Annotated in this window: 24 protein-coding genes, 1 tRNA gene and 1 pseudogene; 14 read left to right on the top strand and 12 right to left on the bottom strand. The window is 70.7% G+C overall.

Features of this window, described 5'->3' with window-relative positions; all coding sequences use genetic code 11:
• The first annotated feature begins 294 nt into the window (after positions 1-294).
• Entirely contained in the window at positions 295-474 is a 180-nt protein-coding gene (locus tag OHU89_RS18920) for a hypothetical protein (RefSeq protein WP_405655106.1), read from the top strand.
• Here the strand turns inward: OHU89_RS18920 and OHU89_RS18915 are convergent.
• Positions 469-1,248 carry a hypothetical protein gene (locus OHU89_RS18915; RefSeq protein ID WP_405644390.1) on the bottom strand — a complete coding sequence of 260 codons (780 nt, stop codon included), beginning with the start codon at positions 1,246-1,248 and terminating at the stop codon, positions 469-471. The genes OHU89_RS18920 and OHU89_RS18915 overlap by 6 nt on opposite strands.
• Positions 1,249-1,782: 534 nt before the next feature.
• Between OHU89_RS18915 and OHU89_RS18910 the strand changes: the two genes are divergently transcribed.
• From OHU89_RS18910 to OHU89_RS18890, 5 genes are all read left to right on the top strand, one after another.
• Positions 1,783-2,286: a DUF4365 domain-containing protein gene (locus OHU89_RS18910; protein WP_405644388.1), complete on the top strand. Its 504-nt coding sequence runs from the start codon at positions 1,783-1,785 to the stop codon at positions 2,284-2,286.
• A gap of 10 nt (positions 2,287-2,296) precedes the next feature.
• A complete protein-coding gene (locus OHU89_RS18905) occupies positions 2,297-3,382 on the top strand; it encodes a hypothetical protein (protein WP_405644386.1) in 1,086 nt (361 codons plus the stop codon).
• Positions 3,383-3,412: 30 nt separating this feature from the next.
• Complete coding sequence (locus OHU89_RS18900; RefSeq protein ID WP_405644384.1) at positions 3,413-4,024, top strand: hypothetical protein; 612 nt, start codon at positions 3,413-3,415, stop codon at positions 4,022-4,024.
• Positions 4,021-7,131 carry an ATP-binding protein gene (locus tag OHU89_RS18895; protein WP_405644382.1) on the top strand — a complete coding sequence of 1,037 codons (3,111 nt, stop codon included), beginning with the start codon at positions 4,021-4,023 and terminating at the stop codon, positions 7,129-7,131. Before OHU89_RS18900 ends, OHU89_RS18895 begins: the two co-directional genes overlap by 4 nt.
• Positions 7,132-7,429: 298 nt before the next feature.
• Entirely contained in the window at positions 7,430-7,726 is a 297-nt protein-coding gene (locus OHU89_RS18890; protein ID WP_405644380.1) for a hypothetical protein, read from the top strand.
• 424 nt (positions 7,727-8,150) lie between these two features.
• Here the strand turns inward: OHU89_RS18890 and OHU89_RS18885 are convergent, their stop codons facing one another.
• Together OHU89_RS18885 and OHU89_RS18880 are read right to left on the bottom strand one after the other, a co-directional pair.
• Positions 8,151-8,819 carry a nucleotidyl transferase AbiEii/AbiGii toxin family protein gene (locus OHU89_RS18885; protein ID WP_405644378.1) on the bottom strand — a complete coding sequence of 223 codons (669 nt, stop codon included), beginning with the start codon at positions 8,817-8,819 and terminating at the stop codon, positions 8,151-8,153.
• Positions 8,819-9,139: a hypothetical protein gene (locus tag OHU89_RS18880; protein WP_405644376.1), complete on the bottom strand. Its 321-nt coding sequence runs from the start codon at positions 9,137-9,139 to the stop codon at positions 8,819-8,821. The genes OHU89_RS18885 and OHU89_RS18880 overlap by 1 nt, the downstream gene beginning before the upstream one ends.
• Before the next feature lie 109 nt (positions 9,140-9,248).
• Between OHU89_RS18880 and OHU89_RS18875 the strand changes: the two genes are divergently transcribed.
• Entirely contained in the window at positions 9,249-9,404 is a 156-nt protein-coding gene (locus tag OHU89_RS18875; protein ID WP_405644374.1) for a DUF2399 domain-containing protein, read from the top strand.
• Between the two features lie 190 nt (positions 9,405-9,594).
• Here the strand turns inward: OHU89_RS18875 and OHU89_RS18870 are convergent, their stop codons facing one another.
• Positions 9,595-11,826, bottom strand: coding sequence for a hypothetical protein (locus OHU89_RS18870; protein WP_405644372.1), 2,232 nt, complete (start codon positions 11,824-11,826; stop codon positions 9,595-9,597).
• A gap of 587 nt (positions 11,827-12,413) precedes the next feature.
• On the opposite strand from OHU89_RS18870, the gene OHU89_RS18865 reads away from it, so the two are divergent.
• Both OHU89_RS18865 and OHU89_RS18860 read left to right on the top strand, forming a co-directional pair.
• The gene (locus OHU89_RS18865; RefSeq protein WP_405644370.1) at positions 12,414-13,103 is read left to right on the top strand and encodes an NADPH-dependent F420 reductase; all 690 of its coding nucleotides are present in this window, start codon (positions 12,414-12,416) and stop codon (positions 13,101-13,103) included.
• Positions 13,104-13,300: 197 nt separating this feature from the next.
• A complete protein-coding gene (locus OHU89_RS18860) occupies positions 13,301-13,933 on the top strand; it encodes a TetR-like C-terminal domain-containing protein (RefSeq protein ID WP_267017331.1) in 633 nt (210 codons plus the stop codon).
• Between the two features lie 112 nt (positions 13,934-14,045).
• On the opposite strand, the pseudogene OHU89_RS18855 reads toward OHU89_RS18860, so the two are convergent.
• From OHU89_RS18855 to OHU89_RS18830, 6 genes and pseudogenes are all read right to left on the bottom strand, one after another.
• Positions 14,046-14,183 (bottom strand): annotated as a pseudogene (locus OHU89_RS18855) (universal stress protein); the annotation flags it as partial.
• 38 nt (positions 14,184-14,221) lie between these two features.
• Positions 14,222-14,353 carry a hypothetical protein gene (locus OHU89_RS18850; protein WP_405644368.1) on the bottom strand — a complete coding sequence of 44 codons (132 nt, stop codon included), beginning with the start codon at positions 14,351-14,353 and terminating at the stop codon, positions 14,222-14,224.
• 329 nt (positions 14,354-14,682) lie between these two features.
• Complete coding sequence (locus OHU89_RS18845) at positions 14,683-15,318, bottom strand: hypothetical protein (protein ID WP_405644366.1); 636 nt, start codon at positions 15,316-15,318, stop codon at positions 14,683-14,685.
• 61 nt (positions 15,319-15,379) lie between these two features.
• Entirely contained in the window at positions 15,380-16,642 is a 1,263-nt protein-coding gene (locus OHU89_RS18840; protein ID WP_405644364.1) for a hypothetical protein, read from the bottom strand.
• Positions 16,639-17,061 carry a hypothetical protein gene (locus OHU89_RS18835; RefSeq protein WP_405644362.1) on the bottom strand — a complete coding sequence of 141 codons (423 nt, stop codon included), beginning with the start codon at positions 17,059-17,061 and terminating at the stop codon, positions 16,639-16,641. Before OHU89_RS18835 ends, OHU89_RS18840 begins: the two co-directional genes overlap by 4 nt.
• A complete protein-coding gene (locus OHU89_RS18830) occupies positions 17,027-17,800 on the bottom strand; it encodes a hypothetical protein (RefSeq protein ID WP_405644361.1) in 774 nt (257 codons plus the stop codon). Before OHU89_RS18830 ends, OHU89_RS18835 begins: the two co-directional genes overlap by 35 nt.
• 66 nt (positions 17,801-17,866) lie before the next feature.
• On the opposite strand from OHU89_RS18830, the gene OHU89_RS18825 reads away from it, so the two are divergent.
• Positions 17,867-18,571 carry a UPF0158 family protein gene (locus OHU89_RS18825; RefSeq protein ID WP_405644359.1) on the top strand — a complete coding sequence of 235 codons (705 nt, stop codon included), beginning with the start codon at positions 17,867-17,869 and terminating at the stop codon, positions 18,569-18,571.
• Between the two features lie 13 nt (positions 18,572-18,584).
• Here OHU89_RS18825 and OHU89_RS18820 read toward each other — a convergent pair whose 3' ends face one another.
• Positions 18,585-18,899: a hypothetical protein gene (locus tag OHU89_RS18820; RefSeq protein ID WP_405644357.1), complete on the bottom strand. Its 315-nt coding sequence runs from the start codon at positions 18,897-18,899 to the stop codon at positions 18,585-18,587.
• 366 nt (positions 18,900-19,265) lie between these two features.
• A tRNA-Arg gene (locus OHU89_RS18815) sits at positions 19,266-19,338 on the bottom strand.
• A gap of 321 nt (positions 19,339-19,659) precedes the next feature.
• On the opposite strand from OHU89_RS18815, the gene OHU89_RS18810 reads away from it, so the two are divergent.
• The 4 genes from OHU89_RS18810 to OHU89_RS18795 all read left to right on the top strand — a co-directional run bounded on the left by OHU89_RS18810 (position 19,660) and on the right by OHU89_RS18795 (position 25,484).
• Positions 19,660-21,267 carry a dynamin family protein gene (locus tag OHU89_RS18810; protein ID WP_405644356.1) on the top strand — a complete coding sequence of 536 codons (1,608 nt, stop codon included), beginning with the start codon at positions 19,660-19,662 and terminating at the stop codon, positions 21,265-21,267.
• Between the two features lie 3 nt (positions 21,268-21,270).
• Positions 21,271-23,163: a YfjP family GTPase gene (locus tag OHU89_RS18805; RefSeq protein WP_405644354.1), complete on the top strand. Its 1,893-nt coding sequence runs from the start codon at positions 21,271-21,273 to the stop codon at positions 23,161-23,163.
• Between the two features lie 204 nt (positions 23,164-23,367).
• On the top strand, positions 23,368-23,826 hold the full coding sequence (locus OHU89_RS18800) for a single-stranded DNA-binding protein (protein WP_405644352.1): 459 nt from the start codon (positions 23,368-23,370) through the stop codon (positions 23,824-23,826).
• A 263-nt stretch (positions 23,827-24,089) separates the two neighbouring features.
• Positions 24,090-25,484 carry an LAETG motif-containing sortase-dependent surface protein gene (locus OHU89_RS18795; protein ID WP_405644351.1) on the top strand — a complete coding sequence of 465 codons (1,395 nt, stop codon included), beginning with the start codon at positions 24,090-24,092 and terminating at the stop codon, positions 25,482-25,484.
• Positions 25,485-25,512: the final 28 nt, after the last annotated feature.

The following is a 25,512-nucleotide window of genomic DNA, read 5'->3' as shown; positions in this document are numbered from 1 at the left end:
GTGGAGCTACTCGCCCACCGCCCGGCCGGTCTCAAGGCCGGCGAGAGTCCGAATGATCCGTCGGAGCTTCGCGACGAGACTCGGCGCGAGGGCGCCTCACGGCGAGACCGAGAGACGAGGGGAGCGGATCGTCGCAGGACGGACCCGGTGGAGCGAGACGAGACCGAGACTGTGCGGCGAGAGACGGGCCGCGGCAGCCGAGAGTCGACAGGCGGTGACGAGAGGGGGCATGCAGAGGCTCGGTCAGTGGGTGATGGTGGGTCTCGGTCTGCTGGGGTGACGGCGGAGGAGGTGATGTGGGAGCACTTCCGGCGGGAGCTGGCTGCGGGGCGGGTGGGCAGTGGCGCGGAGTTGGACCGGGTGGCGGGCACGAACAACTACGGGCGGGCCGTTCTGGCCCGCTGGCGGCGGACCGGCCGGATCCCGGACACGGTGGATCGGGCGCACGTGAACGGAGGTCGCGGCCACTCATGAGCACGGGCCGGCATGCGTGAGGGCCGCCGAGGCACTGGCTCGGCACTGGTGCTTCGGCAAGGTGATCTGGAAGGAGACATCGTCGCTTCCAGCGAGGCGGACGGTGAGCTGGGTGGATTCGAACAAGCGTCGTTGCAGCTGTTCGGGGGCGTCAGCTAGATGGCGGGCCAGGTAGGGGAGGGCGTCTAGAAGCTCGGCGAGGGTGTCGGCTGACTCGGTGGGAGTGGCCGTACCGAGAGTGCGGAGTGCACTGAGGGCGTTGATCCGCTGGTCTTCCAGGTCGTTGTAGGTGTGGCGGAGGGCGGTGGCGTAGGGGTCGTCGGCGGGGCAGCTCTGGGCCTGTTGCAGGAGGTTGTGCTGGCGGCGGGAGAAGTCGTTCAGCAGGAGGTGCAGCCGGTCTCGTTCGCCTTGGCGTTGGCTCGCGTTGCGGCGCTGGGCGCGTTCGAGGGCGGCGGCCAGCAGATCGGGCCGGTGAGGGCGGAGCACGCGATCGGTGTAGAAGGCGGCCAGTGCGTCCAGCAGAAGGTCTTCGCGGATGTACGTGGTCTTGGGGTGGTTGGCGTAGGCGTCGGGGCGGCCGCGGTTGTTGGCTTCCGGTTGGCAGCAGTAGTAGGTGATGCCCTTGCGGTGCTTGCCGTACATGCGCCGGTTGCACGCGTGCAGGACCATGCCGCGCAGCACGTAGGTGCGGTTCGTCTGCGGGTGGACGTTGATGGCGTTCCCGGCCCGGGAGCCTTGGTTGGCCGACGGTCTCTGGGTGAGGGCGTCGTACATCCACTTGGGGATCAGCGGCTCGTGTACCGGCTGGGGTGACCACACCCACAGGGCGGGGGCGTTGTAGGCGCCGCTTCGGGAGCGGCTGGCGTGCCGTGCGCGACGAACATCTGCGCACCGGCTCGGTGCCGACGCCGTTCTCCACCCAGCACCGCATCCGGCGCGATGACGACCAAGTCTCCCGGAGCGCAGCGAGCGGGCGCGAGGGTCGGCCGGCCGCGAGGAGCATCAGGACGAGGGTGGCGGCTCCGAATGCACCGTGGGCGGTGACCACGGGCACGGACAGGTGGCACATCAAGGCCCCCTGACTTCCCAGAACGGGAGAACGAGCCAGATGCGGCAACCACAGCATCGTCCGTACCCGGCCGGGGCGGGAGGCCCGCCCCTACATCGCATCGGGGATGAACAGCTGCCTGCCGGCCATCGTTTCGCAGGCCTGTCGGAAGGTCCATTATGGGGCCCTGACAGTCGTTAGCGCGTCCCGTAAGATTCCGACTACTGTGTGCCACAGTAGGGGGACATTGGGGGGCTTTCGTGCTCGATGCGAAGCAGCATCAGGGCAAGTTCGGCGAAGACTATGTCCGTGTGCTTGCCTCCGCGGCAGGGTTGATCGTTTCGCAGGACGATCTCGACGCGGATGGGATCGATCTCGGATTCCGTGCCACCGGTCGGTACGGACGGAGGCAGTCACCCACCATCGAAGCTCAGATCAAGACATGGTCGAAGCCGTCCGGATCGTCCGGCCATCTGAACTACCGCGGGCTCAATGAGTGGCAGTTCAACAGGCTCGCCGGCCCCGACTTCACCGTTCCCCGGTTCTTGTTCGTCGTCTCCGTCCCCGCGGACAAGGAGGAGTACGCGGCCATGACGACCGAGGGCGTCATGCTCCGTCACTTGGGCTACTTCGTCTCGCTTCGTTCTGAGGAGCCGATCAAGGATCCTGATCGTGAGCGAATACGTCCGGTCAGGGTTCCGACAGCGAACGTGCTCACCGCCTCTTCGCTGCGCCGGCTCACCGAGACCCAGTCGGACTGGTAGGGGAACCGAGATGACGATTCCGCTGAAAGTCGCTGACATCGCCGGCTATCTGGCCGAAACGGGCTGGGAGCGGGATCCGCGAGGCTGGCGTGGCGCGAGTGTGTGGCACCATCCGGGCGACTACGAGGTGTTGGTGCCTGGTCGCGACGGTATGGGGGACAACGAGCGTCGGGTCCGGGAGATCCTTCGCTGTCTCTCCGCGCTGGAGGACCGGCCGGCGGGCGACATCGCCCTGGAGATCGCCAGACCGCGGCTGGACAAGCAGTATTTCCGGACGTTTCCCGCGGGGCACGACCCGGGTTACACGTCGCTCCTCTTAGGTGCGCAGGCCGTAGTGGGTGTCCGCAACCTCCTGAGTGCGGCGACGCGCACCGTCGTGCAGGGTCCGCACTTCTCCTTCGCCGGCCGGGCACCGGGCGTGGTGGGTGACCTCCTGCGTGCGGCCGAACTCGGCCCGTCCAAGGCCGGAAGCTACGTCGTGGAGACCCGGGTGCCGGCGGATACGACGGCTCAGGCCCCGAGTGGAGAGCAGATCGCCGGCCGGACCGTGCTGGTTCAGATGCATGAAGCGGTGAGCGCGGCCCAGGCGGCAGTGGCGGCGGACGAGCCCGCGGCATTCGACGAAACCGTCACGGCCGGCGTCTCGGCGGATCTGTGCAAGGCGCTCAGCGATCTTTCCGGCTCCGCCCGGAGCGAGCCGTTCGAGATCACCTTCCGGTGGGCTCGCTCGCAGCCACTCGACGCGCCGTCCCACGTCGTCGCGTTCCCCGAGACCTCGGGATCGCTTCTGTCGGCGGCGGCCAACCGGCTCCGTGACCTCAACGCCACCGGTGCCGCGACGCTCTCCGGCGTGGTCGAGGGGCTGCACGACGACGCGGCCGGCAACGACCGGTGGCGGATCAAGGTACGCGGCGAGTTGCGCACCGAGCACGCCGAACTGGTCCGGCGGGCCGTCTGGGTGCGGCTTCCGGACCAGGCCTCGTACGACCGGGCGATCACCGTGCATCGGGAGCGGCAAGTGATCACCGTGACGGGCGAGTTGTCCAGCGCGACCGGCCGGGTGGAACTGGTGCCCGGGCCAGGGCTCGACATCTGAACGGCTTTCGGCTCATCGAGGAGGGGTACTGTGCCGACGGAGTTGACCGTACGCGATCATGCATCGCTGTTCGCCCTGATGGTGGTCGCACGACCGGTGACCAACCGTGAACTGCGCGATCTCGCCGGACTTGAGGTCAGCGCGGAGATACGCCGACGAGCGAATCAGGATGTCGAGCGGATCGCGACCAAGAAACGCGGTGCGGTCAACACGCACCAGCTCACGCCCGAGGGCAAGACCTGGTGCGAGTCCGCTCTGGTGGCCGGACGCCCGGACGGAGCGAAGTTTCCGGCCGGCGTGCTCTATGCGGTGCTGGACAGTGTCGGACAGTACCTGGCCCGCTCGGGCACCAAATTCGGTGAGTTCTTCAAGCCCGACGTCGAGGGCTGGATCCGCGCGGTGTACACGGAACTCACCGTGCGCCGCGAACCAGGCAGTTGGGTCAAGCTGTCGGCGCTGCGCCCCTGGCTCGAAGACATGCCACGGGGGGTCGTCGACGCCGAACTCGACCGGATGATCGAGCAGCCCGACGTACATCTGATGGCCGAACTCAACCAGCGCGCACTCAGCGACCAGGACCGCGACGCCGCCGTCGACATCGGCGGCGAACCCCGCCACCTGCTGCGGATCGGGCCGGCGTGAACAGGGAGATCGCGGCGCTGAAGACCATCCACATCAGCACCGCGCCGACGCAGGACGAGGTCTGGACGCCGGTGACTCCCTACCACGTCGACGGCCTTCATCGGGAGGTGTACCGGCGGCTGGAAAGGGCGATGAGCGCCGTCGAGCGCGCCCACTCGCCGGTCGCGGCGGTGGTGTGCGGCGAGCGCGGATCAGGCAAGACGCATCTGCTCGGCTGGACCCGCCACGAGATCCAGGAGCGCGGCGGCTTCTTCTTCTACATCAAGCTCGTGACCGGCCGGGACTTCTGGGAGGGCGCCACCAACAGTCTCGTCGACAGTCTGTACCGGAAGGACGAGGGCGACCAGTTGCAGCTGGTTCGCCTCCTCGGCGGGCTTTCGCGCCAAGCCGGCCTCGACTCGGAGACCCACAACGCCATCATCGGTGAGCGCGAGTTGACGCGCGCTCATGTCGACGCGTTCGTTCAGGGCATCCGGAGAATCGACCGGCAGGTCGGCAACGAGGCCGCCGATACGGCCCGCGCGCTGGCGCTCATCGCCTCCACGGGCGATTCCGCGGGGGTCGGCCAGGCCTACCTCGCACTTGACGACGACGATCCGGGCCGGCGTGCCGCCTGGGGGATGTCGCCGCGCCGGCGACCGGCTCAACTCCTGCTCCGCGATCTCACGCGCCTGTTCGCCCTCGACGGACCGCTGGTCTTCGCCTTCGATCAGCTGGACAACCTGGTGTCCGCGTCGGAGACGTCCGCGCTGACGTCGTCCGCGTCCGGCGGGAGCCGGGCCGCGAAGCAGCTGAGCGGCGACATCGCCGCCGGCTTGATGGAACTGCGCGAGGAAACCCGCCGGACCCTGATGGTCGTGGCGTGTCTCCAGGACACCTGGGGGCTGATTTCCCGGTCGGCGGTCCGGTCCGCCCTGGATCGGTTCGAGGTCCTGCCGACACTCGGCGCGATTCCCGACGAGGCCACCGCCGCCGCCATCATCAGTAACCGATTTCGCCAGGGCTACGAGGCCGAGGGGTTCACCCCGCCCTACCCGACCTGGCCGATCAGCCCGGCCGCGCTGGCCGAAGCGCCCCACCGTTTCACCGCACGGCGGTTGCTCAATCGCGTCGAGAAGCACCTCGCCGAGTGTGAACAGACCGGCACAGTCTCCGAACTGACCTCCTTGACAGGCGAAGAGCCCACGGGAGCCGCTCAGCCCACGCCCGCGCAGGCCGGCAACCTGAACGCGTTGACCGAGTCCTTCGAAAAGCTCCGCGCCGAGGCCGATGATCGCGGGCCGCTCAGCGCCGCGTCCGAGGATGACCTGATGCCCGCTCTGTTGGGCGTGGGACTGCGGAGCCTGGTCAAGGAACTCGGTGCGGACGAGACGCGGTTCCTCATCGAGACGGACTTCGGCCGCAAGGCGGCGCTGCACGCCCGGCTGCGCCATGTCGTCGACGAGGCCAGCGAGAACGAAATCCACTGGTCCTTACGGGCGATCGCCACGGACAACCCGCGCGCCGCCCAGACCCGGATACGCAACGCGGCTGTGGAGGCCGGCCTGGCGGCCCACCTGGCGAGTCGCCGTCTGATCCTGCTGCGGAACATGCCGTATCCGAGCGGTGCCAAGACCAAGGAAATCAAGGACGACTTCGAGGCGCGGGGTGGGGTGTCGTTACCGATCGGCGCCGCCGATCTCCGGACCCTGGCCGCTCTGCGGGCCATGCTCGACGACCGTGCGTCAGGCCTGGCCGAATGGTTGCGACAGGAACGCCCCGCCTCCCGCATAGAGATCTTCGCGCCGGTGCTGGCCGATCTGCGGCAGCAACTCGGCATCACGGCCACGGACACCGGCTCCGGGGCGGACGCGGCGGACATGCCGGAGGACGCCGAGCCGGCTCGTACCGAGATCGTCATCGGCACCACGGTCCGGGGCCGCCGTCCGTTCGCGGTTCCCATGGAACGGCTCCGGATGCACACCGCGGTGGTGGGGGCGGCGGGATCGGGCAAGACGGTCATGATCAAGCGGCTCGTGGAGCAATGTGCGCTGCGCGGTGTCTCGGCGATCGTGCTCGATCCGAACGACGACCTCGCCCGGCTCGGCGACCCCTGGCCGCGCACGCCGGATCCCTGGACGGACGCACATGAGCGCGAGGCCCCACGCTATTTCGCGGATGTCGAAGTCGTGGTGTGGACGCCGGGCCTGAACCGGGGGCGCCCGATCTCCTTCTACCCGCTCCCCGACTTCGGTCCGGTCCTGGACGACGAGGACGACTTCCCGCGTCTGGTCAGGTCGACCGTGACATCGCTAGCGCCGCATGCCGGCATACGGGGCAGCAGTGCTCGCGCGACCCAGCAGCTGGGGGTCCTCAAACGTGCCCTCGAATGGTACGCGCGGGACGGCGGCAAGACCTTGGCCGGCTTCGTCGAGCTGCTCGCCGAGCCCCCGCCCGACATCGTCAACAGCAGGACCAGGCGCTTCGCGGTTCAGATGGCGGACACGCTCGAAGCCGCGATGGAGACCGACCCGCTGTTCGGGGAGTCCGGCGCACCCGCCGATCCCGGGATGCTCCTGATCCCGTCGCCGGGGAAGACCGCCCGTATCTCGGTGATCAGCTTCGTCGGCCTGTCCGGCGACGGACGGGCCCAATTCGTCCGCCGCCTCCAGGCGACCTTGTTCTCATGGTTCCGGGCGCACCCGGTCGGCGACCGTGCCCTGGGCGGGCTGCTGGTGATGGACGAGGCGCAGAACTTCGTGCCCTCCGGTGCGTCGAATCCGAGTACGGAGAGCACGGTCGAACTCATCCGCCAGATACGCAAGTACGGACTCGGGATGGTCCTCGCCTCGCAGACGCCCAGGGGGATCCACAACCAGGCGCTGGGCAACACGGTGAACCAGTTCATCGGCCGCCTTACCGTTCCCGCTCAGATCAACGCCGTCGAGACCATGGCGGAGGCGCGGAACGCGGTCCTCGACAACCTCGCCGGTCTCAAGGCCGGCATGTTCAACGCCGCAAGCGAGGGGACCGGATTCAGCAAGATCGAGGTGCCGGTCTGCCTCAGTCACCACGATGTGCCGCTCACGGAGGACGAGATCGTCGAGCGAGCCCGCCGGGGTACCTGAGCGGTCGTGAGGTGGTGAGCGCGTCCTGGCCCGTGCCGAGATCCTGGCCTGTCGCCCTGCGCTGGTGTGTCCGTGCCGAAACCCTGACCTGCACGGACAGGGTTTCGGCACGGACAGGGTCGCCAGGGCGCTTGAGCCGTCCTATCCCGGCGGTCACCTCTGCGCCGACCTGGAAGAGGGCAGACGGACCTGCGCGAGCGAACCGCACTCTTCAGCACTGTCACCGCCGGAGGCGACACCCTCGTCGTCGACAACGCCCGTCAGGCAGCCGAAGTCCGCCCCGGCCACCGGTCTGCTCGTGGTCACCAGCCGCACCGGCCTGCCGGAGCCGGCCATGGACGGCGTGGTGGCCATGGACGGCGTGGTGGCCATGGACGGCGTGGTGGCCATCCCCCTCGAATCGCTCGACGAGCGAGCGGGGGTCGAGCTCGTACGCAGTTGGCGCGTCACGGACGCGGACGGCGCGGCCCGGGCGCTGGTCCGGATCTGCAGCGGCCTGCCGTTGGCGCTGCGCGCGGCCGGCGAATGGCTGGTGAAGAAGCGCCCTCAGTTGAGCCTCAACGACGCGGTACTGGCATTCGGCACCGGCGGCTAACCACACTCGGAGGACGGGACCCCATCGGTGAGCACGGTTCTCGACCTGGCCTACCAGGGCCTTTCCGACCCCGCCAGGCAGTTGTGCCGGCTGTTCGGCTGCCTGCCGGGTACGACGGGCCACCGGAGGTCTCGCGGCGGCGGCCAGGGTGCCGGCCGTGGAGGATGCGGTGGGTGAACTGCTCACCGCTCATCTGGCCGTCGTAGTCCAGTCCCCCGACGGACCACGCAGTTTCCGACTGCACGATGTCATCCGGGAGCACACCCAGCAGGTGTCGAGGGACCTCCCAGAGGCCGAACGCCGCGCCGTTCTGCGGGCCGTGGCCGACTTGATTTCCGTCGGCGGCGGTTCAGCGGCGTGGCTTAGATGACGCGCCGGATCGCCTCAGCCGAAGCAGCCTGGCGCGGGAGGATTTCACTCTGGTTCAGCTGCGATCTTGGTCGGATTCGGGCTGGGTGAGTTGTTGTTGCCAGTCCTTGAACTGCTGGCGGAGCGCGGCGGCTGCCTGGGTGTCGAGGCCGTAGGCGGCGTATTGCTTGTCGGTGTAGCGCTGCACACGGCGGAGGGCGTCGGCGAACATCCGTCGGTCGAATCCGGCGTCGTTCTGTGTGGCGAGTTCGATCAGCCGCTCGCGGCTGTAGCCGGTCTTGAGCAGGCCGTCGACGTCGATGGCGTCGCGGACCTCGGCCCGGGTGAACAGGGCGCCGGTTTTGCCGGCGGCGACGTCGTCGCGGTGGAGCACGGGACCGAACTCGGAGGGCACGGGCGCATGGTGGAGGAACTCGGCGACGAGTTCCACCTTGCTCTGCGCGCCGGTGGAGGGGTCGGTGACGTTCAACCGGCTGTAGGTGGGCGCCTGATGGGCTGTCTCCACCAGGTATCCGGCCGCGGAGTAGGCCTCGATGAGCCGGGCGACCGCGGCGGGCATCTCGTCGGTGGCGCGGTCGATGGGTGCGAACAGGTCGACGTCATCACTCATACGGTTGACGATGTGATGCGCCTGGATCGCATAGCCGCCCGCGAGTGCGTACCCGTAGTCTTCGGCGAGCGCGTCGAGCCCGATCCTGATCAGGCGGCGGTGCAGTTCCTCCACTAGGCGGCGGCCGCCTTCGCCGCGAGCTCGGGGAACCGGGCCTGCCAGGCGGAACGGGCCGGCAGCGGCAGGAACAACTCGGCCCACAGCTGCCGCAGGAGTGTGCCGCTCAGGTAGGCCTGGAGGTCGGCCGGGGTCTGGGCCTCACGGATGACCCGTTCGTACATCAACACGACATCAGCCTGGTCGGCCAGGTCGTAGACGTATCGGGGACCCCAGTCGAGGTGCCGGGGCAGCGTGACCGTACCCGTCGTCGGCCCGTCCAGCTCGGCCAGCGCCGTCGGCAGGGTGTAGGGCTTGGCTGCCGCGTACCTGTTCATGACCCCAGCATGCCGCAATCGGCCCGTCTGGTGGTACCACAGCGCGGTGGTTGCGGGACGTGCCGGGCGGCGTGGAGGCGGTGTCCTTGCGCCCGCCGAGTGAGCCGACGTGCCCGCCCGAGAGGTCGAGGAAGGCGACCAGCCGCTCACCGGCCCGACTGCCCTCAGCCTTTGGGATGCGGCCCTGGCCCGCGCCATGAACGCCTCGGACCGTGCCGTCATGGCAGAGCGCCTGCTTCCCGCGCTCCTGGCGGACCTCGGCTGAAGCGCTCGGCCGCGCCCCGCCTCCTCGGCGGTGCGCCCGTCCACCACGTACGTCCCAGGGCGACCTGAACTGTGACCTCGCTGGACATCCGGGTGTCACAAGATCGAGGGGAGCCGCGCGAGCCGTCTGCCGCGTGGTTCCGACGCGACCGGTGGGCAGGGGGCGTCGCCTGGAATCACTTGGCCGGGGTTCAGCGCCTGCGCCGCTTGCCCTTGCCGCCCCTGCCGCGGTGTTGTTTGCGCGCCTGTACGGCGCGGAGACGGCCGGGCCGGCCCGGCCGCCGTGACAAGGGGGCCAGGTCGATGTGGCGGAGCCCGTCCAGGCCGGCGGTGTCGGGATGGCCGGACGCCAGGGCCAGGTCGATCATCTGTGTGAGGGGTGCGCTGCCATGCTGCCGCCCCCTGGCCGAGCTGTCGCCCGGCCGCCGCGCCCCGCGCAACAGCTCCTCGTCCCCTCCCAACTCCCTTACGGTCAGCAGGCTTTCGGCGGCGAGCAGTGCGACCTCCCGCTGGTCCAGGTCGGCGACGTCGAGGAGCCCGGTGTTCGTTGCTGCCAGCAGCGCGGCAGGTGCCAGTTCCGGGTCCTGGCGTGCCTGTGTCATGAAGCGAGGGCCGTCCGGCAGAGTGTCGAGGAGCAGTTGGAGCGTGGCCGCGCGCCTGCTGTGCAGCCGGATGGCCTGTACCGCGTTCAGGAGCTGCTCGGTCGTTCCGTGCCATGTGGCGAGTTCGGCGCGTGCGCTGTCCGTGTCGTACTCGTCGAGCAGGACGCTGAGCAGCAGGGGCGCCGGTTCGTCGCGCAGTGCACCGACGGCGGGGGACTGGCGGCCGAGGGAGAGGAGGAGCTCGCGTACCGCGTGGGTGCCCAGCGGGGTGAGGTCGAGCAGTTCGACGTCTGTGCCGAGCAGGGCCCGCTTCAGGGCGTGCTGTCGATTCCGCTCGCCGGGCGGGACGAGCGCACCGGAACGTACGAGGGCCGAGAAGTCCGGGTCCGGACGGCCGCGAGTCACGCTCACCACGCCCAGGTCCTCAAGGACGCCGACGATGCCGCGCAGGTGTGCCTCCGCCTGCGTCACCGAGTTGTCGTCGTCGGCTCCGAAGAACGGGTCGTCGAGGTACGCCGCGCGCACGGTCGCCCACAGCACCGGCCATGGGGAGGCGACCGGCATTCCGTACAGGGCGGCGAGCAGGTCCGCGACGAGGTCGGCGAAGCGGGGGAAGAGCGCGGACCACTCGCCGAGGCCGCCCTCGCCGTCCTTGCGGGACGGGTGGGGCAGCAGCCGTTCGCGCAGCTCGGGCAGGGAGCGTACGGCGCGTGCGGCGAGGGCCGCTGGATCGTCCACGTCCTTTCGGGCCTTGGCCACGGCCACGAGGCGGCCCTTGCGGACCCGGATCAACCGTGCCGCGGTGGCCCAGGCGACAAGAAGGGACAGGCAGGGCAGGTCGTCCGCCGTGCGTGCCGCGTCGGGGTTGTCGCCTCGAAGGTGCGGGAGCCGGGGCGCGCGGTGGACGGGGGCAGTGGTCCGCGCGGGGGCGCCCTCGGCCGGCACTCCGGCCGCGGTGTCCAGGCGCCGGGCCAGCTCGCGTGCGTCGACGATGCGCAGGCGGCCGGTCTTCGTCAGCGAGCGGCCGCTCGGTCCGATCTCGTGGACCAGCGTGGCCAGTTGTCCGAGCAGCACCGAACCGCGCGCCTGCTCCTGCAGGTCATCGAGCGGCGCGAGGACGACGGGGGCGATGACGGGGGTGCGCTCGCGCAGCAGGCTGCCTGTGCCGCGGGCGTTGCCCGGACCGGCTCCGGCGAGGGGACCATCCGTGCCGAGCAGTTCCTGCATGTGCTGCCGCTGGGCGATCTGCGCGAGCTGTTCTTGGTCGAGACCGCTCCGGCCGTCGCGGACCAGCGTGAGGAAGCTGTCCAGCGCCTCCTCGTCCCGTACGTCGACGCCTTGTTCGGCGGCCGACAGCATGAGGAACTTGGCGGTTCCCATGAATCGCGGGTCGAACATGTCCTGGCGCCACCCGGCGCGCTCGGCAGCCGCGGCCTCGTACAGTGCCTGCGGACTGTCGGACCGGGGGTCGAGGATCCCAGCCGCATCCAGGAAGCCAACCAGGGCGCAGACGGCCCCGGGCGCGTCGACGCGCTCGTCGGAGAGCTCCTCGTCATCGGGGAGCAAGGTCACCTTGCGGGGGAACCACTCGCGCAGCAGAGCGCGTACATGCTCGGTGCGCCACAGCGCGAGTCGCCCGTCTTCCGTGCCCTGATGCCGGTACTCCAGGGCGACGGCGACCGCGAACTCGTTCACCGGCCGACCGCCGGCCTCCTCCCGCTCGGCGACGAGCCGGACGATGGCGTCCTGGACATCCTCGAAGGAACCGTCGTCGCCGGGGTCCTCTTGGCTTGTCTCGTCGATGTCGAACAGCAGTCGCACCGCGTCTCCCTCGTGGTTCCATGCCGACGGGGACCACGGTAGCGAGTTCGCCGCGTGCCGCCATTCGCGCCTTGACAGACGGGAGTTCACACCTCGCCGTCCCGCGCAGCCGCAGCCGCAGCCGCAGCCGCACGGTGCATTCCACCCCTCGCTCACCTGCCCATCGCGTTGTACGTGGTGAACGCCCCACCAGCCAACTGGTCGCCACCCGCGGTGAACACCGCGACACCAAGGGCCCTGCGCCCGGCGGACGCTCCAGCGCTGCGGGCTCGCCGTCGCAGTGCAGCACGGCGGTGGCCGGACCAGACCACGCCAGGGCGACGGATCCGGGTGGGGCCTGCACAGGGGCACAGCCTCCCGCGCAGTGCCCGGATGATGATCAGCTCGAGAGGAGTCTGGGTGAAACCTCGCCGGGCCGGCCGTCGGCAGACGGCCTGCTGGAGCCTGCCCTGCTTGCCTGAGCGGAGCACGGCCGCGTGCGTCCGGATCCTGTCATCCTCCGCATTGGAATACCGAACGACTCGGTTTAGTTTTATCGGATGGCGGTGCAGCCCGTCACCCGGCACACCTCAGAAAGGACCGCTTCCATGCGTTACGCCGTTCTCGGCACTGGCATCGTCGGCCGGCCCGTCGCCGCCAAGCTCGCCTCCCTCGGCCACGAGGTCGTCATCGGCACCCGCGAGCCGCAGGCCACCCTCGCCCGTACCGAAGGCGACGCCATGGGCAACCCGCCGTTCGCCACCTGGCACACCGGCCACGCGGACGTGCCGCTGAAGCCCTTCGCCGAGGCCGCCGCCTTCGGCGAGACGGTCGTCAACACCACCGCCGGCGTCGCAGCCCTCGACGCCCTGCACGCGGCGGGCAGTGCCAATCTGGCGGGCAAGGTGCTCATCGACATCGCCAACCCGCTGGACTTCTCCGCCGGCATGCCGCCCACGCTGAACCCGGTCAACACCGACAGCCTCGGCGAACAGATCCAGCGCGCCTTCCCCGACACGAAGGTCGTCAAGACCCTCAACACCATGAACTGCTTCGTCATGGTCGAGCCCGGCCGCGTCGCCGGGGCGCACAACGTCTTCGTCTCCGGCGAGGACGCCGGCGCCAAGAAGCAGGTCACCGGGCTGCTGGTGTCCGTCGGCTGGCCCGAGAGCGCCGTCATCGACCTCGGCGGCATCGAGAGTGCCCGGGGCGCCGAGATGCTGCTGCCGATCTGGCTGCGTCTGATGGGCACGCTCGGCCATGCCGACTTCAACTTCCACATCCAGGGCGCCCGTTAGAGCGCCCACACCGGGCCGGGATCGCGCGGGCGGGGCTCCGCCGCACCGTCCGTGCGCCCACGGCTCGCCGGTCGGACGGCCACGAGGACGCTTGTCTGCTCCTCCCTGGCCCGCGGTGCCGCATCCCGCCCCGGCTGTCCGGCCCTGGTGGGAAACCGAAACCGAACGGGGCGGTTCGCTTCATCTACGCTGCGGGCATGCACACGACGAAGTCCAGCAAGAGGGCCGGGCGGCCCCGCTCGGCCGAGAAGGATGAGGCGATCCTGGCCGCGGCCCTGGAGCTGCTGGCCACCCAGGGGTATGTCCGCATGACGCTGGACCAGGTGGCGAGTGCGGCGGACGTCAGCAAGTCCACCATCCACCTGCGCTTCAAGACCAAGGCGGATCTGCTCACCGCCGCACTGGCCGCGCTGCGGATGGCGGATGCCCCGCCGCCGTCCGGCGATGTGCGCACCGACCTGGTGGCCATCCTCAAGGACTTCGCCGCCACCATCGAGCGCGTCAACGGCATGGCCCTGATCGGCACTTGCCTGGCCGAGGAGGCCCACACCCCCGACCTGCTCGCCCTGCTGCGCGAGCGCACCGTGCTGCCCCGCCGGGCCCTGCTGCGCGACGTGCTCGAACGCGCGCGGCGAACCGGGCAGGTGCGCGCCGACGGCGACCTGGAGGCGGCGGTTTCCGCGCTGCTCGGTCCGTTCTACGCCGACTACATGGCCGGTCGCGGCGGCCACGCCGAATGGGCGGAACAGGCCGTGAACCTGGTCCTGGCCGCGCTCGCCCCGCAGCAGCGGAACGAAGCCGTCGATCCCGGCGGCCTTCCCCGCACGTGACGGGGCGCCGCCGGGCCGGGGTGCCAGGTCTGCTGCGGTACGACGGCGACCGGCAGGCGGTGTGGTGCAGCACGACGCGGGCGACCCGGCTGATCTGCTGCCCGAGCCGGCTGCGGTGTTCGGCGCCCAGGACGAGAAGGTCGGCGCGCTGCGAGTCGTCCCTGAGCACCGTGCGGGCGTGCCCCCCGACAGTGCGCTTGTGCACCTGAAGGTCCGGCGGTGCCTCGTTCAGCGCCTCCTGATGCAGCATGGCGGCCCGCTCATCGTGCACCGGGGCGGCGGGAGTCGTTATCGGAGACTGTGGCGGTCGAGGCGGTGGATGAGGGCGGGGCGGCGTTGGTAGTCCTCACGCAGGCCGGTCAGGCGCTGGTGGAAGTCGGTGTCCCGGCCGGTGTGGGCGTATGCGTCGCGCAGTTCCACGAGGAGAGTGACGGCCTGGTCGTAGGCGGCGGTCTTCTTGGCGGCGATGTGCGCCTCGATCTGCTGCCAGACGCTTTCGGCCTTGTCTGCGAGGGTGGTCAGGTGTTGGGCGCGGGCCGCGGCTTGGTCGTGTTCGGCGCGCTGTCGGCGTTCGTTGCGCAGAGCGTGAGCGGCGTCCAGGAGGTGGGCGGCGGACCGGCGCCCAGGGACGGCAGTGGCGGCGGGAGTGCCGCGCAGACGGTGCAGGAGTTCGGTGCGCGACTGGGGCTCCGGGCCGAGGGCGAGCCGCAGGAGCAGGGCGTCCTTCTCCTTCTCCGGGAGGGCTTCAATCAGTGGCGCGAGTTCCTTCTTCGTGGGCCTGGCCGACTTTCGTGGGCGTGGCGGGCTGGCCTGGGCCGCGGCTGTGAGCAGATCGGCATCGACGCGTAGGAAGTCCGCGAGCGCGCGCTGTGGGGCTGTGAGCTCGCCGAGGCCGGCTGGGACGGGTGGTTCGGGGCAGGACTGGTACTCGTCCTCGTCGTCGTCCTCGAGTTCCCAGGCGGCGAGTGCGGAGAGGCGAGTTCGTCGCGTACGCCGATGAGGGCGGCCAGCGAGTCGTCGGCGCCCTCGACCCAGTCGCCGCCCTCGTCCTCGCTGGTGAGGTCGAGGAGGAGGTGGGTGCGGGTGGCCCAGGCATCGACGTGGTGGTCGAGGCAGTACGGCTTCACCATGGGCAGGGTCAGGCTCTGCCTGGGCAGGCGGAGCATCAGCCGGTGGGTGCCCCAGTTGGTGACGTACAGGTGGGCGTCGAAGTAGCGCTCGAGCATGCGGCGCGGATTCCCGCTCAGGTCACCCCAGTTGTAGGTGTTGGTGAAGCTGGTCGCGGTGATGACGGCCCGGGTGGAGATGGCCCGCAGCCGGTCCCGTTCCTCGCGGCTGAGCGGTTGGTCGAGGGCCTGGAACTCGTAGTACTGGTACTCGCTCACACGGCGGACCTTATCGCCGCTGTCGGCGGGCGGAGCTCGCGCCGGCTTGGCAGTGAGGGGCTCACGCCCAGGGGGTGCTCCTCGGTGCGTGGGCGCGTGCCCGCAGCGCGGTGAGGGCGGCGGCGCGGCCGGTGGGGGTGAGGGCGATGGTGGAGCGACGGCGGTCGCGGTAGGACAGGAAGCCGAGCGCCTCGCCGGGGCGCAGCCACTGCCACAGGACGTGGCGGGTGTCGTCCGGCTGTGGGGTGCTGCCGTCGGCGTGGGTGAACGCCTCGGCGGCCAGGGCGTGGACGGCGCTGGTGAGGTCGTCGAGCGTGTGCTCCCCGCCGAGCAGGGCCGCCGCGGCGGCTTCGGCGAACTCGGCCCTGACGCCGTCGCCGAACCACGCCTGGGCGGCGGTGGCCTGCAGGAGCGCCGGGTCAGCGAGGTACCGGCGGCCTCGAGTGGTCAGGGAGAGCTGGCGGTGCCGTTTGGCGAGCAGCCGGGCCGTGCGGGCCAGTTCGTGCAGTTCGACGAGGAGAGTGACGTCGTACTCGGTGCGCGGCACCATGCCAGGCAGGTACCAGTCGTAGCGTTCGGCGGCCTCGACGACCAGGGCGCGGGGCAGGTAGCCGGCCTGGGTCAGTGCCACGCCGTCGCCGGTCGACTCCAGCAGCCAGCGCAGGGGTTCGGCCGCGTCGTCGTGTACTTCGGGCGCGGTGGCGAGCAGGTTGGCCAGTCGGCTGCGCAGACGGCGCCGGGCGGCGGGCGGGGCTTCCGCCCACGCGCGGCGGCGTTCGCTGTGGATCGCGTCCAGCGGGGCATGGCCGTCATGGGCGGGGTGCGGGGTCGTGAGCCAGCGTTCCAGGTGCAAGGTGCGGGCGGTGGCGTATCCGCGGGCGCTCGGCACGAGCACACCGTCGTCCAGTGCCTGTTCCAGCATCCGGGACGCGTTGCTGCGGGCGACGGCTTCGTGGATGCCCATCACCGGCCCCCAGGCGAGCAGTGCGGTGTCCGGTGGGGTCACCGGGGAGGCGTCCACCGCTTGCTGGAAGGCGGCCCGACCCTCTTCGGACGTGCGCTGCCACGCGTCGAGGATCGCGAGGGTGGCCGCTGACGTACAGACCGCGGCGGCGCGGGGCCGGTCGGCGTCGTCGAGAAGCTCGGCCAGGATGGCGAGAATGTGCGGGTACTCGGCGGGCTCGGCAGCCCACTTGACCGGCAGTTCGTACCAGCAGAACCGTTCTACATCCTGCTGGGCGAGCGAGCCGGCCGGGTCGCCGTCCGGCAGCAGCCAGCCCAGCAGGTGATCCCGAACGTCTCCCGTGTCGCCTGTGTGCATCATGTATGTCCTTCTTGTTCGACTTCCCGGGCCCGGCGCCGGACCCAGTCCTGATGAAACCCCGGCCGGTCCGCAGCCCGGAGCACGGCACACGCGGTCGTGGCATCACCGCGCCGCAGGGCGCAGGCGACCATGGCGTCCAAGGGCTGCCAGTCCTCTGAGCCGAGCATGGCCGCGGTGGCGGCGAACCGGTCCACCGCTCCGGCCGCGACCTGGGCGTAGGCGCGCCGGCCGAGGACCTCAAGGGCGCGGAAGTCCCAGCGAGCCGCGGTGTACTCGCGGTGCAACTCCGCGACCAGATCATCCACAAGTTCCAGATCGCTCTGGACCCCGGCGTGCAGGAACACCTGGGTCTCCTGCCGGAAGGTCCCGCCGAAGTCGCCGGTCTCACCGAGGACTTCGAGGAAGTCCCGCCAGAACACCTCGGCGGGGATCGACGCCTGCCGCCACGGAACGGCGGCGTACGGCCACCGCGTGGCGCAGCCACTCGCTCAGGGTGCCGCACGAGTCGTCGCACACGCGCAGCGCCCGTACCCCGCACGTCAGCGCGGCCCGCCGGACGGCCAGCAGCCGCGCCGGATCGCCGCCTGCCGCCTCGATCTGGCCGATGGTGGTTTCGATGAGCGCTTCAGCCCGTGCCATGGTCGCCCGCTGGCCATGGTGCCGGTCCTGATCCACCCCTTGGACAAGCGTCTCGTACGGCCCCTGAGGCGAGACGGGAAAACGTGGCCATGCCCCGGTCAGGGCCCGCTCGGACAGTCGCCGACCGGGAGTGCTGCGCATGGCCTCCGTCTTCGCCCGCCCCTCCAACGGCTGCCTCCATACCTTGGCGCGGGCCCGCGCGACGACCTTCGGGTCGCGCACCGCCTCGTCGGCCAGCTCGGCCGCGCCCAGCCGAGCCGCCGTGAGGCGCTCACGCAGGTCCAGGAGGTGGCTCCACAAGGGTTCCAGATACGTCCCGTGCATCATCCCGCCGGACCGCTCCCGCGTCAGGCGCGCATCGCACTCATCCCAGCCACTCCCGCAGTCCACCACGCACACGACGGCGAACCACACGTCCCAGTACGTCCACCGGCCGGACGGCGCCGCATGCGGCCAGGGCTCCGGGCCGAACACCGGCGGTCGCCGCCTGCCGGAGGGCTTCCCGGCATTGCTCTCCATGGCCACCACCGCATACTGACAGCAGCCGATGGCTTGCGGCATAAGCGTCGGCGTAGCCTCGCGGACATGACCGAGGCCTGGACCGAGCACGCGCTCAAGGCGCTCCGTGCCGCCTGCCGTACCGAGGACGGTGCGTCCCTGCTCGCCGTGCTGCGCACGCAGGACCTCGGTGATGTGCTGCAGCAGTGCGGCGACGCGCTCGGCGTGGCCGCCTCCCGGGGCGTGCCCGGCGCCGCGGAGACGGCGGCCCGGTGTGCGGCCGCTCTGCGCGAGCGGGACTGGCCCGGCGATGAGGTGCTCGCCGGACAGCTCGACAGCGCGGTCGGCTCCGTGGCCTTCGCGCTGCGGCCGCTGCCGGTGGATCTGGAGGAGTTGTCCGGCCTGCTGGAAGGCGATCCTGCCTGGAGCGGTGGTCGTATCCACCTGGACACCGGCGAGTGCCGCCCCTCTGTCGTGGACGACGAACTGCCGTGGTCCGAGGATGAATCGGAGGACGACGAGTGCTGGCTGCACGTTCCGGGCGCGGGTTCGCGTGACGCCTACCGTGACATGGAGGACTTCATCGTCACCCTCGATGACCAGGACCTGGCCAAGTTCCTCGGCATCGCGATCCAGGGGCAGGGGGCGTTCCACCGCTTCAAGGACATGCTGGCCACCTCACCGGCGCAGCTGCAGCGGTACTGGTTGTTCTCGGCGGAACGGCAGTTGGGCCGGGCCCGGGCCTGGCTCGCGGAGCACGGCTACCGGCCCGCGTCACCGGGAGGTCGCTGACCCAGACGGCCCTTTACGGTCCCCAGCGCCGGTACGCCTCGATCCACTCGGCTCCCTCGGGTGCCGGATCGGGCAGCGGAAGGTCGAGGATGCCGATTGCCTGCCGATGCCTGTCGCGTGTGCAGACCGCCGCGATCCGACTGCCCGGCAGCAGGTCCACCTTCTTCACGGTGACTTTCACCCCGAGAACGACCGTCTCGAACGGGACGGCGAGATGCTCTGCGATCATCGTGAACAGGCCGGTGAGCTGCTCCTCGTCGTCGTAGGCATCCACGGTGGCCTGTGCGACCAGTTCGTCGAGCTGTGCCTTGCTCAGCTGCTTGCCCATGGCTACCAACGTATCCGTGAGGCAGGTCAGGGTAGGCACGCCAAGGGGCGACTTCTTCGCGAGGGGCCACCTACCCGTGGTCGCGGAACGACGTGGTGGCCAACAGTGGCCGTCCTGACCGAGCTTGCCGGACGGCGGAAGCCCGAGAGACCCGCGCAAGTGGTAACGGAACAGTGAAATTTCCGCGATTCGCGACATACACCCGGGGCGCGAACCTGCGGTTGTGCGGTGAGACGACCAAGACCTGGTGAGACGGGGTATCACCCGCGGATACGTGCCCGTGTAGACAGGTGTCGCGATAGGGCGCGACCTCGCGGGGAAACCAGGAAAATGCCCCTTGACCTGCGGTTACCAAAAACAGAGCGGCGCCCCCGGCAGGACTCGAACCTGCGGCCAAGCGCTTAGAAGGCGCCTGCTCTATCCACTGAGCTACGGGGGCCGGTGTGGTGGCCTCGCACCTGGTGCCCGGGTGTGGGCTGATCCGTGACGTTGCCGGGGACAAGGATAGGGCTCCCGGATCCTTGTCCCTGCTGCTTCGCCTCCGTGGCTCAATGTGGAGGTTCGGTGAAGCGGTCCTGATAATCGCAGGCAGGTACGAATCGTGCATCGCTTTTGGCGTCTCACGCCCCGGGTGTTGTGCACTCGTTATGCCTGGACTGTGCCGTTGCCCCAGTCGTCCCTTCCGTCCCCTTGTGTTCTATCGGCGCGCAGACATGGTCATATGCTTCAGAAATCACCTAAAATTGGGCATTCTTCACATGTGGTGACCTTGGACGTACGGCCTCAGCTGCTCGACGCACTCTCCGCCCTGCGCGACCGTGTCGCCGCCGCACGCTTCCCGCTGCCCCTTGCGGGGGCTCCACGCGCGCGTGCCAACCGCGACGAACTGCTCGCCCAGCTCGACGACTACTTGGTGCCCCGGTTGAGGGAACCCGAAGCGCCCTTGCTGGCCGTTGTGGGGGGTTCGACGGGCGCCGGCAAGTCGACCCTCGTCAACTCCCTTGTGGGCAGACGGGTCAGCGAGGCGGGCGTACTGCGGCCGACCACGCGGACACCCGTGCTGGTGTGTCATCCGGAGGACCATCACTGGTTCAGCGGAATGCGCGTACTGCCCGACCTCACGCGCGTGTGGGTGCCGCACCAGGACGTGAGCGACGAACTCCTGCTGCCCGGCGAGGATCCCGCGCGCGTGCTGCGTGTCGAGACCGCCGACACCCTCCCGCCCGGCCTCGCCCTCCTCGACGCACCCGACGTCGACTCCCTCGTCGCCGACAACCGCACCCTGGCCGCCGAACTCATCTGCGCGGCCGACATCTGGGTCATGGTCACCACGGCGGCCCGGTACGCCGACGCCGTCCCCTGGCATCTGCTGCGTACCGCCAAGGAGTACAACGCCGCCCTCGTGACCGTCCTCGACCGGGTGCCGCACCAGGTCGTCTCCGAGGTCTCCCGCCAGTACGGGGCGCTGCTCACCAAGGCCGGACTCGGCGAGGTACCGCGATTCACCGTGCCCGAGCTCCCCGAGTCGGCATGGGGCGGCGGACTGCTGCCGGCCACCGCCGTCGCACCGCTCAGGGCCTGGCTCGTCCACCAGGCCCAGGACCCGGCCGCCCGGCAGCACACCCTGGGCCGCACCGCCCACGGCGTCCTCGACTCGCTCAAGGCCCGCATGCCCGAGCTGGCCAGCGCCGCCGCCGCCCAGTACGCGGCCGCGCTGCGGCTCACCGCCGCCGTCGACGGGGCGTACGACAGCGAACACGCGCGCGTGCGAGGACGGCTGCAGGCGGGCGCCGTACTCGCCGGGGACGCGCTCAAGCGGTGGCGCGCGTTCCCGCTCGACTGCTCCGCCGCAGAGCTCCTCGACGCGCTCACGGAGAGCCTCGCCGCGCTCCTGCTGTGCGCCGTCAGTGCCGCCGACGAGCGCGTCGACGAGGCCTGGCGGCGCGAACCGGCGGCGGACGCCCCCGAGCTGACCGGCCGGGACCCGGCGCTGGAGAGTGCCGAACACCGGATCGGGATGGCCGTACGACGGTGGCGGCGCGAGCTCGAGGAGTTCGCCGAGGAGGAGGTGCGCGACCTCGACCGCAGCATCGCGCCCGACCCCGAGGTGATCGCCGCGCTCGTCGCCACCGCGCTGCTGGGCGGCCGCCGGGCGCGCTCCGCGGGCGAGGGGCTCGCCGAGCGGATCGGGGCGCACGGCGCGCTCAGGCTGCGCGACCGGGGCGGGCGGCTGCTCACCGAGCACCTGGACCGGGTGGTCCAGACGGAACGCGAGCGCCGGCTCGCGCCGCTCGACGCCCTCGACGTACACCCTGAGCCCCAGGCCGAACTCATCGCCGCGCTGTCCGTACTGCAGAAGGAGAGGTGACCGGTGACCGCCGTCACTGACGAGGACCAGACCGATCACGCGCAGGACGCCGTCTCCGAGGACGAGGACGGCGGGCCGGCGGAGGACGAGGCCGTGAAGAGCGGGGATGCCGTGGACCTTGTGGAGGACGAGCCCGAGGAGCCGGGCGACGAGCACGCGCGCGGGGAGGACCGTACGGACTCCTCGGACTTCTCGGACGCGTGGGACGACGGGCTGATCGCGCGGCGGGTCAACGAGGCTGCCGCGGCGGAGCCCGTCGCCGTGGTCGAGACACGGGGTTCCGGTGCGCAGATCGCCGCGCCGCTCGCGTACGACGGACCGCTCAGGTCGCGGCTCGACGCGCTGCGCGAACTGGTGGGGCTCTCCCGGACCCGGCTCGACAGCCGGACGCTCGCCGAGGCGGGCCGGGTGCTCGACGAGGCGGCGGCGCGGCGCAGGCTGTCCGGGCAGCACACCGTCGTCGCCATCGCGGGCGCGACGGGCAGCGGCAAGTCGCAGCTGTTCAACGCGCTGGCCGGGGTGACCATCTCGGAGACGGGCGTACGACGTCCGACCACCGCCGCACCCATCGCGTGCAGCTGGAGCGACGGCGCGGCGAGCCTCATCGAGCGGCTGGGCATCCCGCCCCGGCTCAGGCGTCGCCCGGTGCAGAACGCCGAGATGGAGGCGCAGTTGCGCGGGCTCGTCCTGGTGGACCTGCCCGACCACGACTCCGCGGCCGTACAGCACCGCGAGCACGTGGACCGCATCCTCGACCTCGTCGACGCGGTCATCTGGGTCGTCGACCCCGAGAAGTACGCCGACGCCGTGCTGCACGAGCGGTATCTGCGGCCCATGGCGGGACACGCGGAGGTCATGTTCGTCGTCCTCAACCAGACCGACCGGCTGCCCGGGGAGGCCACCGAGCAGGTCCTCGACGACCTGCGGCGGCTGCTCGACGAGGACGGGATCGCGCTGGGCGAGTACGGCGAACCGGGCGCGACCGTGCTCGCGCTGTCCGCGCTCACCGGGGACGGCGTGGGGGAACTGCGCGAGACGCTCGGCCAGTTCGTGACCGAGCGGGGAGCGCCGGGGCGCCGGATCTCCGCCGACGTGGACGCCGCCGCGTGGCGGCTGCGGTCCGTGTACGCCACCGGGCGGCGGACCGGGCTGAGCGAGGAGGCGCGGGACGAGTTCGCCGTGCGGCTCGCGGACGCGGTCGGTGCGACGGCGGCCGGCGAGGCGGCCGAGCGGGCGTGGCTGCGCAACGCCAACCGGGCGTGCGGGACGCCGTGGCTACGGCTGTGGCGGTGGCACCAGGACCGGCTCGAACCGGCCACCGGGCGCCTTCCGTTGCGTGCTCAGGCCGATGAGGAGGCCACGGCTCGGCAGCGTGTCGAGCAGGCGGTGCGGATGGTGGCCGACCGGGCCTCGGCCGGGCTCGCGCCGCCGTGGGCGCAGGCGGTGCGGGAGGCGGCCGCACGGGGCTCGCAGGGGCTGCCCGAGGCGCTGGACGAGCTGGCCGCGCGGGCGGGGCTGCCGCCGGGGCGGCCGCCCCGGCCGGGCTGGTGGCCGGCGGCCGTGTTCGCGCAGGCATCCATGACGCTTCTTCAAATCGTCGGCGGGCTGTGGCTGGTGGGCCAGATCGCCGGGTTCATGGCGCCGAACCTCGGTGTGCCCGTGCTGCTGATGGTGGTCGGGATCATCGGTGGGCCGCTCGTGGAGTGGAGCTGCCAGATGGCGGCGCGGGGGCCTGCGCGGCGGTACGGCATGGAGGCGGAGCGGCGGCTCAGGGAGGCGGCGGCCGGGTGCGGGCGGGCTCGGGTGCTGGATCCGGTGGCGGCGGAGTTGTTGCGGTACCGGGAGGTTCGGGAGCAGTACGGGAGGGTGCTGGGGGCGGAGGCCGGGGTGCGATGACGTGCCCCTCGGGGGCCTTCCTGAGGGGGCGTCGTTCGTTCGGGTGGCGGAGTTCTCCACAGGTGGGCCGGTGGTCCACAGCGCTCGGCGGGCTCGTGCCGGCGGAGGCAGTCTGGCTTCACGGCGATCGCGACGGATGCGGTCGGCGCAGCAGACGCAGCCGTACGGGACGGGCCCGTTCGGCGTATCCGGGAGGGGTTCGAGATGAACGAGACGATCGTCGGTGTGGTGGGGAACGTGGCGACGCAGCCGGTGTTCCGGGAGACGGAGAACGGTTCGTCGGCGCGGTTCCGGATGGCGGTGACCGCACGCTATCTGGACCGTGAGAAGAACGAGTGGAAGGACGGGCACACCAACTTCTTCACGGTGTGGGCCAATCGGCAGCTCGCCGCGAACGTGGCGGCCTGTCTCTCGGTGGGGGAGCCCGTCATCGTGCACGGCCGGCTGAAGATCCGTACGGATGTGCACGACGGGAAGAACTGGACCTCGGCGGACATCGACGCCGTGGCGATCGGGCACGACATGGCGCGGGGCACGTCCATGTTCCGGCGCGAGCCGAAACCCGAGACGACCGGTGTGCCGTCCCGGCCCGAGCCGAACTGGGAGACGCCCGCCGACGACAGCGAGGCTCAACGCGAGCCGGAAATCGCCGCGGTGACCTGACGTCAGCCGACCGAACTGCGGCTTATCGGCGAATGCGCACCGAACGACCCGGTGGATTTGTCGATAAGCCCTGCTCACAGGCGATCTCGGCGATAACGATTCCGAGTCGGATCGGTCGCCCGAGTGCATCACCGGGAATCGTGGTGCGAGCACATACCTAGGATGCCGGGCATAGCTCTAGAGGCTGCTGATTCTGCTGGTGGGACCGTTCCCCCCACGTCAACGGGTCCTGCTCGAAGGGGAATTCTGTGTTTTCTGCGTTGTTGTCCGCGTGCAGGCGAAGGGCGGTCCGCGGCGCCGCCGCGACGCTGGTGTCCGGGCTTGTCGCGGCCGGCGTGCTGACGGCCGGTGCCGGCACGGCCGCCGCCGCTGCTGACGCGACGGCGCAGAACCAGGGTGGCGCGACCGCCACCATGGGCGGTCTGAAGACGTACGGCGCGGCCGTCATACACGACGACTCCGGGGACCTGGAGGTGTCGGCGGGCCTGTTCGAGATGTCCGTCGACGGCGGCGGCACCCTGCAGACGTACTGCGTCGACCTCCACAACCCCACGCAGCAGGACGCCAAGTACCACGAGACGCCCTGGAGCGGGACCTCGCTGGGCGTCAACAAGGACGCGGGCAGGATCCGCTGGATCCTTCAGAACTCCTACCCGCAGGTGAACGACCTCGCGGCGCTCGCCGCCAAGGCGGGAGTCGGCGGCGGCCTCACCGAGCAGGACGCGGCGGCCGGCACGCAGGTCGCCATCTGGCGCTACTCGGACACCGCGGACATCGACGCCGTCGACCCGCAGGCCGAGAAGCTCGCGGACTACCTCCAGAAGAGCGCCCGTGACCTGGCGGAGCCCAGGGCGTCGCTGACCCTCGACCCCGCCGCGGTCTCCGGCCGCCCCGGCGGTCTGCTCGGTCCGGTGACGGTGCGTACCGACGCGGACAGCGTGACGGTGACGCCGCCGGCGGACGCCGAGACGAGCGGGGTACGGATCGTCGGCAAGGACGGCAAGCCGCTGACGTCGGCGAAGAGTGGCGCCGAGCTGTTCTTCGACGTGCCCGAGGACGCGGCGGCCGGCTCGGCCGAGCTGACCGTGCAGGCCTCCACCACCGTGCCGGTGGGCCGTGCCTTCTCCTCCGAGAGCCGGAGCCAGACGCAGATCCTGGCCGGCTCCAGCGAGTCGACGGTCTCGGCGACGGCGAGTGCGACGTGGGCGGACCAGGGCGCCATAACCGCGCTGTCCGCCGCGAAGAACTGCGCCGGGGGCGGCGTGGACATCACCGCGACCAACGAGGGCGACGCGGCCTTCACCTTCGAGCTGCTGGGCGTCGAGCACAGCATCCCGGCGGGCGAGTCGCAGACGGTGACGATCCCGCTCCAGGAGGACCAGGCGTACGACTTCACCATCACGGGCTCCGGCGGCCTCGACAAGCGCTTCACCGGCGTCCTCGACTGCCAGACGCAGGGCGCCGAGACCGGGGACGCGGTCCAGACCCTCAGCGAGCCGAGTCCGATGACGGTGGGCGGCGCCGCCGGCACGAACCTTGCCGAGACGGGCAGCTCCAGCGCGACGCCGGTGATCGCGGGGGTGGCCATCGCTCTCGTGGTGATCGGCGGGGCGGCACTGGTGCTCGTCCGCCGGAAGAAGACGCCGACGCAGGGCTGAGCCGCGGTGTCGGTGTGACGGCGGCCGT

Origin of the sequence: Streptomyces sp. NBC_00019 (assembly GCF_045041015.1) — a bacterium.
Lineage (GTDB): Bacteria > Actinomycetota > Actinomycetes > Streptomycetales > Streptomycetaceae > Streptomyces.
The sequence above is the reverse complement of the archived record's forward strand: the minus strand, read 5'-3'. Positions and strand labels throughout refer to the sequence as shown.

What these genes read in the sequence shown, in the direction of transcription:
- OHU89_RS18865 (WP_405644370.1), top strand. Translation starts at nt 12,414, where the DNA reads ATGCGTTACGCCGTTCTCGGCACTGGCATCGTCGGCCGGCCCGTCGCC.
- OHU89_RS18915 (WP_405644390.1), bottom strand. Translation starts at nt 1,248, where the DNA reads ATGTACGACGCCCTCACCCAGAGACCGTCGGCCAACCAAGGCTCCCGG.
- OHU89_RS18920 (WP_405655106.1), top strand. Translation starts at nt 295, where the DNA reads ATGTGGGAGCACTTCCGGCGGGAGCTGGCTGCGGGGCGGGTGGGCAGT.
- OHU89_RS18880 (WP_405644376.1), bottom strand. Translation starts at nt 9,139, where the DNA reads ATGAACAGGTACGCGGCAGCCAAGCCCTACACCCTGCCGACGGCGCTG.
- OHU89_RS18800 (WP_405644352.1), top strand. Translation starts at nt 23,368, where the DNA reads ATGAACGAGACGATCGTCGGTGTGGTGGGGAACGTGGCGACGCAGCCG.
- OHU89_RS18905 (WP_405644386.1), top strand. Translation starts at nt 2,297, where the DNA reads ATGACGATTCCGCTGAAAGTCGCTGACATCGCCGGCTATCTGGCCGAA.
- OHU89_RS18820 (WP_405644357.1), bottom strand. Translation starts at nt 18,899, where the DNA reads ATGGGCAAGCAGCTGAGCAAGGCACAGCTCGACGAACTGGTCGCACAG.
- OHU89_RS18825 (WP_405644359.1), top strand. Translation starts at nt 17,867, where the DNA reads ATGACCGAGGCCTGGACCGAGCACGCGCTCAAGGCGCTCCGTGCCGCC.
- OHU89_RS18840 (WP_405644364.1), bottom strand. Translation starts at nt 16,642, where the DNA reads ATGATGCACACAGGCGACACGGGAGACGTTCGGGATCACCTGCTGGGC.
- OHU89_RS18830 (WP_405644361.1), bottom strand. Translation starts at nt 17,800, where the DNA reads ATGGAGAGCAATGCCGGGAAGCCCTCCGGCAGGCGGCGACCGCCGGTG.
- OHU89_RS18860 (WP_267017331.1), top strand. Translation starts at nt 13,301, where the DNA reads ATGCACACGACGAAGTCCAGCAAGAGGGCCGGGCGGCCCCGCTCGGCC.